Origin of the sequence: Pseudoalteromonas sp. GW168-MNA-CIBAN-0100 (assembly GCF_040309225.1) — a bacterium.
Lineage (GTDB): Bacteria > Pseudomonadota > Gammaproteobacteria > Enterobacterales > Alteromonadaceae > Pseudoalteromonas > Pseudoalteromonas arctica.
On sequence record NZ_JBEOOL010000751.1, the window covers coordinates 1 to 259 of the forward strand.

Sequence of the window (259 nt, forward strand, 5' to 3'; positions counted from 1 at the left end):
GGCCATAAACGCTCAAACTTTTGTATGGATGAGTTTGCAAAGCATGTTGAATATACGCGCTTTTGCCCAGAGGTGGCGGTAGGTTTACCTATTCCAAGGCCAACTATTCGCCAAGTGCGAGTAGGCGATACAATAAAAGTGTGTCGCCCTGATGGTTCTGGCGACGTTGGCCCACAACTTACTGCTTACGGTATTAAAGTAGCTACCGAACAAGCGAAAGAGTTAAGCGGCTTTGTGTTTTGTGCTAAAAGCCCAAGCT

At 46.7% G+C, this 259-nt stretch carries 1 protein-coding gene; it reads left to right on the top strand.

Annotated elements, in window-relative coordinates; translation table 11 throughout:
- Positions 1 to 259, top strand: a 259-nt coding sequence (locus AAEY62_RS23275) for a 2-thiouracil desulfurase family protein (protein ID WP_350636807.1), incomplete at both ends; no start/stop codon positions are given.